6 protein-coding genes are annotated in these 6835 nt (G+C 72.2%); 5 read left to right on the top strand and 1 reads right to left on the bottom strand.

What is annotated here, in order from left to right; all coding sequences use genetic code 11:
* Positions 1-141: 141 nt before the first annotated feature.
* The 4 genes from VP06_RS07485 to VP06_RS07470 all read left to right on the top strand — a co-directional run bounded on the left by VP06_RS07485 (position 142) and on the right by VP06_RS07470 (position 3799).
* Positions 142-516: a hypothetical protein gene (locus VP06_RS07485; protein WP_048463203.1), complete on the top strand. Its 375-nt coding sequence runs from the start codon at positions 142-144 to the stop codon at positions 514-516.
* Between the two features lie 129 nt (positions 517-645).
* Entirely contained in the window at positions 646-1785 is a 1140-nt protein-coding gene (locus tag VP06_RS07480) for an acyltransferase family protein (RefSeq protein ID WP_082167245.1), read from the top strand.
* 215 nt (positions 1786-2000) lie between these two features.
* Entirely contained in the window at positions 2001-2342 is a 342-nt protein-coding gene (locus VP06_RS33645) for a hypothetical protein (protein WP_053081585.1), read from the top strand.
* The gene (locus tag VP06_RS07470) at positions 2339-3799 is read left to right on the top strand and encodes a methyl-accepting chemotaxis protein (RefSeq protein WP_245291088.1); all 1461 of its coding nucleotides are present in this window, start codon (positions 2339-2341) and stop codon (positions 3797-3799) included. The genes VP06_RS33645 and VP06_RS07470 overlap by 4 nt, the downstream gene beginning before the upstream one ends.
* 6 nt (positions 3800-3805) lie before the next feature.
* Here the strand turns inward: VP06_RS07470 and VP06_RS07465 are convergent, their stop codons facing one another.
* Positions 3806-4654 carry a type 1 glutamine amidotransferase gene (locus tag VP06_RS07465; RefSeq protein WP_048463202.1) on the bottom strand — a complete coding sequence of 283 codons (849 nt, stop codon included), beginning with the start codon at positions 4652-4654 and terminating at the stop codon, positions 3806-3808.
* 306 nt (positions 4655-4960) lie between these two features.
* Here VP06_RS07465 and VP06_RS07460 point away from each other — a divergent pair.
* On the top strand, positions 4961-6835 hold a 1875-nt coding region (locus VP06_RS07460; protein ID WP_048463201.1), incomplete at its 3' end, for a transglycosylase domain-containing protein.

Raw genomic sequence — 6835 nt, 5'->3', positions numbered from 1 at the left:
CGGGCGGGGTTTGTCAATCGCCGCCCGGTTGCCGAACGCTGCGGCAGCCCAGTGGCTCCAGCAGCGATCATGCGGTCTTGAACCCCGCCCGGACGGCGCCCCAGATAGGGGAGACTTTTTCCCGCTTGTCAGGAGCTGACTTTGGGACGCCGTGATCGTCTCTGGCGCGACGACGACCCCGCCACCCACGGCCCGAGCGCCCGCGAACCGGTGATTTGCGCGCTCTGCGAGCGGCCGATCCCGCCGGGCGCCCGCCAGAGCCGGCACCACCTGACGCCGAAGCTCAAGGGCGGCACCCATGGCGAGACGGTCCAGTTGCACCAGATCTGCCACTCGGCCATCCATGCCCGCCACAGCGAGGCCGAGCTGGCGCATCGCCTGAGCGACGTGGAGAGCCTGCGGGCCGAACCCGAGATCGCCCGCTTCCTCGCCTGGGTGTGCACCAAGCCGGACGATTTCCACACCGCGACGCGGATGACCCGCAACCGGCGGGAATCCAGGCGAAGGTTTCGCTAACGCGCGCCGCGTCCTGCGCAGCACGGTGAACCCGCCGTTGCGCGACTGCGCGCGATTCGACCCTCCGCCCCCTCCCCGATTTTTACGTCTCCCTGCGAGCCTGACGGCCGCCCTTCCCGGAGACGTCCGATGTCCGCCCGCCCCAATACCGAACCCGCCCTCTCGGCCCGGCCCGACGATCCGGTCCGGCCGCGCGCCGCGCCGGAGGCGGGGCGCCTCGCCTGGGTCGACGTCGCCAAGGGCATCTGCATCATCCTGGTGGTGATGATGCACTCCACCCTCGGGGTCGGCGAGGCGATGGGGGGCGAGGGCTTCATGCACCACGTCGTGGAATTCGCCAAACCGTTCCGGATCCCCGACTTCTTCCTCCTGTCGGGCCTGTTCCTCGGCCGCGTGGTCGATCGCGACTGGCGCCTCTTCGCCGACCGTCGGATCGTCCACTTCGCCTATTTCTACCTGCTGTGGATGGTGCTCCAATCGGCGGTGAAGTACGGCCAGATCACCGAGGGCGCGGGGCCCGGCGCGTTCCTCGCCCACCTCGCCCACGGCCTGATCGAGCCCTATTCGACGTTATGGTTCATCTACCTGCTGGCGGTGTTCTCGGTCGTCGTGAAGCTCTGCCGCCGGGTGCCCGGCCCGCTGCTGCTCGCCGGCGCCGCGCTGCTGCAACTCGCCTCGATCGAGACCGGCTCGACCCTGATCGACGAGTTCTGCGCCCGCCTCGTCTACTTCGTCGGCGGCTATCTCTTCGCCGCCCGGATCTTCGCCCTCGCCGATCGGGTGCGGGCACGAAGCGGACTCGCGCTCCTCGGGCTCGCCGCCTGGGCGGGGATCGAGGGCGTCCTCGCCTTCACGCCCTCCGGTGTCCCCGCGCATCCGACGCTGGCGGGCCTGCCGGGGGTGAGCCTGGTGCTGGGGGCCGCCGGGGCGCTCGCCATCGTGAGCGCGGCGGCCCTGCTCACCCGGGCCGGCGGTCCGGTGACGGCCGCGCTCCGGGCCTGCGGCGAGCGCTCGATCGTGATCTACCTCGCCTTCTTCCTGCCGATGGCGGTCCTGCGCACGGTGCTGGTGAAGAGCGGGGTCATCACGGATGTCGGCCTCGTCTCGCTCCTCGTCACCGCGACGGCGGTGGCCGTGCCCCTCGGGATCGAGCGGCTGATCCGCCACACCCCGGCCCGGTTCCTGTTCCGCCGGCCTGCCGCCTTCCACCTCGTCGGCGAGGAGCGCCCCGTCCCGGCCACGCCCCTCGCCTCCCCCCGCACCATCTGACGCCGGACACCCGGTCGGTCCGGCCCGCCGACGGCGCTCCCATCAGGGGCGTCGTCCCGCTGTCCGGCCCGCCGACGATGTAGGAATATAAGTCAATCTTCCTGGCTGGGCTGACTAACGGTTAGTCGCTCGTAACCCTACGCGATGGTCCTGCGACTTTACCGGTCATCAGCGATTTCACTGCAAATTCCCCGACACCACAGGACCGGGAGCAGATGGACGCGCGTTTCCGCCTTCAGGACGGGGCCGGTCTGCTGCTCCTGCTTCTCGCGCCGCTCGCGGTCGTCGCCGTGCCGCGCTCCGAGACGGTGGCCGTTCTCGGCCGGCCGGGCGGCGGCACCGCCGAGGCCGCCGCGATCGTGGTGGCGGCGGGCGGCACGCTCGTTCGCACCGGGGCCGCCGGCGTCGTCGTCGCGCGGTCGCCGGAGGCGGGCTTCGTCGGGCGCCTCTACGGCGCCGGGGCGTGGCTGGTCCTCGACCCGATCGTCGCCGGCGGCTGCGCACCCGGACCCGACCGACCCGACGATTCCTCTCCGTCACCGAGCCCTGCCCGATGATGACCGACGCCGACGATCTCCGCCGTTCCTACGCCCGCATCCTGATCGGCTTGCTCTGGGCCCATGTGCCGGTGACCACGATCCTGCCGCTGATCGACGGCGGCAGCCTGGCGCCCGCCGGCGCCACGATCCTGCTCGCCGGGCTCGCCACCCTGTCCTGGTGGCGCTACGCGATCGGGCTCCGCACCCGGATCGCCACCGCGCTCGCACTGATCGGCATGGCGGCGGTTCTGCTCTACGCGAGCGCCGGCCATCCGTGGCAGGTCGACCTGCACATGTACTTCTTCGCCTGCCTGGCGGTGCTCGCCGGCTGGTGCGACTGGCGAGTGATCCTGGCCGCGACGACGGCCACGGCCCTGCACCACCTCGTCCTCACCTTGGTCCTGCCGAGCGCCGTCTTCCCGACCGGGGCCGCGAGCGTCGATCGGGTGCTGCTGCATGCCGGGATCCTGGCGATCGAAGCCACGATGCTGGCGTGGATCTCCCACACCGTCGCCCGGACCCTGGCCGGGCTGGCGCAGTCGGAGCGCGACGCGATGGGGCAGATGGCCCGCCTGCGCGAGCTGGAGCGGGAGAGCGAGATCGCCCGCGAGGCGACCGAGCACCATCGCCGCGAGGCCGTGATGCGGATGGCGGCGGTGTTCGAGACGGCGGTGGGCGGCATCGTCGGCGAGGTCGCGGCAGCGGCGGGCGAGTTGCACGCCACCGCGCATGCCATGTCGCAGAAGGCCGGCAGCGCCGCCGCGCGCTCGGCCGAGGCCGAGGCCGCCGCCGGGCAGGCGGCGGGCGATGTCGGCGCCGTGGCGGCGGCAACGGAGGAACTCGGCGCCTCGGTCCGCGAGGTCGGCCAGCAGGTCGTCGAATCCGCCGGCCTCGCCCGCATGGCCGTCGCCGAGGCCGACCGCACCGCGGCCCTGGTGGGCGAGCTGAGCGAGGCCGCGTCCCGGATCGGCGACGTGGTCAGCCTGATCTCGGGCGTCGCCGACCAGACCAACCTCCTGGCGCTTAACGCCACGATCGAGGCGGCCCGCGCCGGGGCGGCGGGACGGGGCTTTGCGGTGGTCGCCGCCGAGGTGAAGGAGCTGGCGAGCCAGACCGCGAAGGCGACGCAGGAGATCAGCGGCCAGATCGGCCGCATCCAGGGCGCCACCGGCGACGCCGTGCGGGCGATCGAGGCGATCGGCGCGCGCATCCGCGGCATGGACGGGGTGGCCTCCGCGGTCGCTTCCGCCGTCGAGGAGCAGGGCGCGGCGACCCAGGAGATCATCCGCGCCATGGACCGGGCCTCCTCCGGCACCGGCTCGCTCACCGCCACCATCGGCGCCGTGGCGCAGGCCGCCGGCGAGACCGGCTCGGCCGCCGACCGGGTGCTCACCTCCGCCGACGCCTTGACCCACCAGGCCGAGCATCTCGGCGCCGAGGTCGCCCGCTTCCTGCAAGGCGTGCGGGCGGCCTGATCGGTCTCAGCCGTGGGCGCGGCGCGGTCGCACCAGGCGGTCGAGGAAATTCTTGATCTCGCGCCGGCGCCGCTCCGGCACCAGAACCTCGTCGGTGATGCCGAGGCGCCAGGCGAGGTCGGGGCGCCCCTCCGGGTCGCCGTGCAGGTCGCGCAAGGCGTCCGCATAGGCGTGCAGCGCGGCCTCGTCCCGGCACAGGCCCGCCTCCACCACCCCGGTCGCGGAGAGCCGCAGCATCGCCGCGACCTCGTCGAGGTCGAGTTCGGGATGGTATTGCGTCCCCCAGAACACCCCCTCGCCGAGGCGGATCTCGATCGCCTGGACGTCGAGGCGGTCGTTGCCGGCGAGCACGCGACTGCCCGGCGGCGGGTCGATCACGGCATCGTCGTGGATCGCCGGGGCGTCCCAGGCCGGCGGTCGGCCATCGAGGAGCGGGTGACCCGCCCCGGCCGCGCTCCGGCGGATGGCGCGGGCGAGCCCGTATTCCGGCCCCCGCGGGTTGCGGCCGGCGCGGCCCCCCGCGATCGTCGCCGCCACCTGCACCCCCCAGCACGAGCCGAAGACCGGAAGCCCGGCGAGGAGCGCCGCCCGCACCAGCTCGCATTGCCGGGTCACCGCCGGCCCGCCCTCCGCCACGTGCAGGGTCGAGCCGGTGAGCACCAGGGCATCGCACTCGGCGAGGGCAAGCGGCAGCACCGCATCCGCGTCGGCCGGGGCGACGAGGTGGCAGACGGCATCCGGCGCGAGCGTGCGCAGGATGCCCGCATAGGTCTCGGCCGAGGTCCGGTCGCAGACCGTGAGGTGCCGCGCGCGGCCGGCCCGGTCATTCCCATCCGCCACCAGCAGGTGCACCATGTCGGCTCCTAAGCAGATGTCGCCGCAGCGGTCACCGGTGCGGCGGCAGAAATCTGCGATCAACAAGACCCCAAGCGGGCGAAGCGTTGGCCCGCCAACGCAAGTCTGCTTAGTGAGAGCCTCCGCAACGCTCCCCGCGGTGCGCCGTTCCCGGCGCGGCTTGCCGCGTCCCCCGGGCCACGGCGCTAAGTCACGAGGATTCTTCGAAAAAATTTCGGTTAACGACCCTTAAACCCGCCTCATTTAACGTGTGTTGAGTGCCCCTCGCGGGCCGGCATGTCCGGGGGCGGAGGGGAATTCGGCAGGATGGCGAAGGGACGCGAGCGGACGGGTCGTGTCGAGCCGCGATTCGAGGCGGATGGGCCCGGAGATCCGGCGTCCCTCGACCTGCGCCTCTCGCGCGACGACCGGGCGGGGGGCGGAGTGGCCAGAGGCACATCCAAGGGAACCGGCAAGGCCGTCTCGACGCGGTCCGCCCGAGCGGCCGCGGCGCCGCGGCGCCGGCGGCGCTCGGTCCTCGGCACCCTCGTCTACGGCACGATGATCCTCGGCCTCTGGGGCCTGGTGGCGGTGGCCGGCATCGTCGCCTACCACGCCTCGCAACTGCCGCCGATCGACCAGCTGTCGGTGCCCAAGCGCCCGCCCAACATCGCGATCCTGGCCGCCGACGGCTCGCTGCTGGCCAATCGCGGCGAGACCGGCGGGCGCACGGTGAGCATCCGCGAATTGCCGCCCTACCTGCCCCGCGCCTTCGTGGCGATCGAGGACCGGCGCTTCTACGGCCATCTGGGCATCGACCCGATCGGCATCGCCCGGGCGATCGGCCAGAACCTGACCCGCCGCGGCGTGGCCCAGGGCGGCTCGACCCTGACCCAGCAGCTCGCCAAGAACCTGTTCCTGACCCAGGAGCGCACCGCCTCGCGCAAGATCCAGGAGGCGATCCTGGCGCTCTGGCTCGAGCACAAGTACAGCAAGGACGAGATCCTCGAACTCTACCTCAACCGGGTCTATTTCGGCGCCGGCGCCTACGGTGTCGAGGCGGCGGCGCAGCGCTACTTCGCCAAGCCCGCCAAGGACGTGACCCTGGCGGAAGCCGCGATGCTCGGCGGCCTCGTCCAGGCGCCGTCGCGGCTCGCCCCCAACCGCAACCTGCCGGCGGCCCAGGCCCGCGCCGCCCAGGTGCTGGCGGCGATGCAGGAGCTGGGCTTCGCCAAGCCCGCCGACGTCCAGGCGGCTTTAGCCAAGCCGGCGAAGCCCGCCCGGCCGAAGGGCGGCGGCTCGGCCAACTACGTCGCCGACCTCGTGATGGACGTGCTCGACGACTATGTCGGCAAGATCGAGACCGACGTCTCGGTGCAGACCACCGTCGATCCGGCGATCCAGGCGGTGGCCGAGCGGGCGCTGGTCGACGAATTGAACCAGAAGGGCACACGCTACAATGTCGGCCAGGGCGCCGTCGTGACGATGCGGCCGGACGGGGCGATCCGTGCCCTGATCGGCGGGCGCGACTACGCCCAGAGCCAGTTCAACCGCGCCACCACCGCCAAGCGCCAGCCCGGCTCAGCCTTCAAGCCCTTCGTCTATCTGGCGGCCGTCGAGCGCGGCCTGACCCCCGACACGGTGCGGGAGGACGCGCCGATCACCATCAAGGGCTGGAACCCGGAGAACTACTCGCGCAACTATAGCGGGCCGGTGACCTTGCGCGACGCGCTGGCCCACTCGCTCAACACCGTGGCGGTGCGGCTGGGCCAGGAGGTCGGCCCGAAGGCGGTGGTGCAGACGGCGCAGCGCCTCGGCATCACCTCGCCACTGCAAGCCAATGCCTCGATCGCGCTCGGCACCTCCGAGGTGACGCCGCTCGAACTCGTCGGTGCCTACGCGACCTTCGCCAATGGCGGCATGGGGGTGATCCCCTACGTGATCGCCAGCGTGAAGACCTCCGACGGCAAAATCGTCTACAAGCGCGCTCCGAGCGGCCTCGGCCGGGTGATCGCCCCCGACGCGGTCGGCATGATGAACGCCATGCTGCACGAGGTCTTCGTCAGCGGCACGGCGAAGAAGGGTGACATCCCGGGCTGGGATCTCGCCGGCAAGACCGGCACCAGCCAGGACTTTCGCGATGCCTGGGTGGTCGGCTTCTCCGGCACCCTCGTCACCGGCGTCTGGCTCGGCAACGACGAC

This window comes from Methylobacterium aquaticum, from assembly GCF_001043915.1.
Taxonomy (GTDB): domain Bacteria; phylum Pseudomonadota; class Alphaproteobacteria; order Rhizobiales; family Beijerinckiaceae; genus Methylobacterium; species Methylobacterium aquaticum.
Note: the sequence above shows the minus strand (reverse complement) of the source record. Positions and strands in the feature narration are given on the sequence as shown.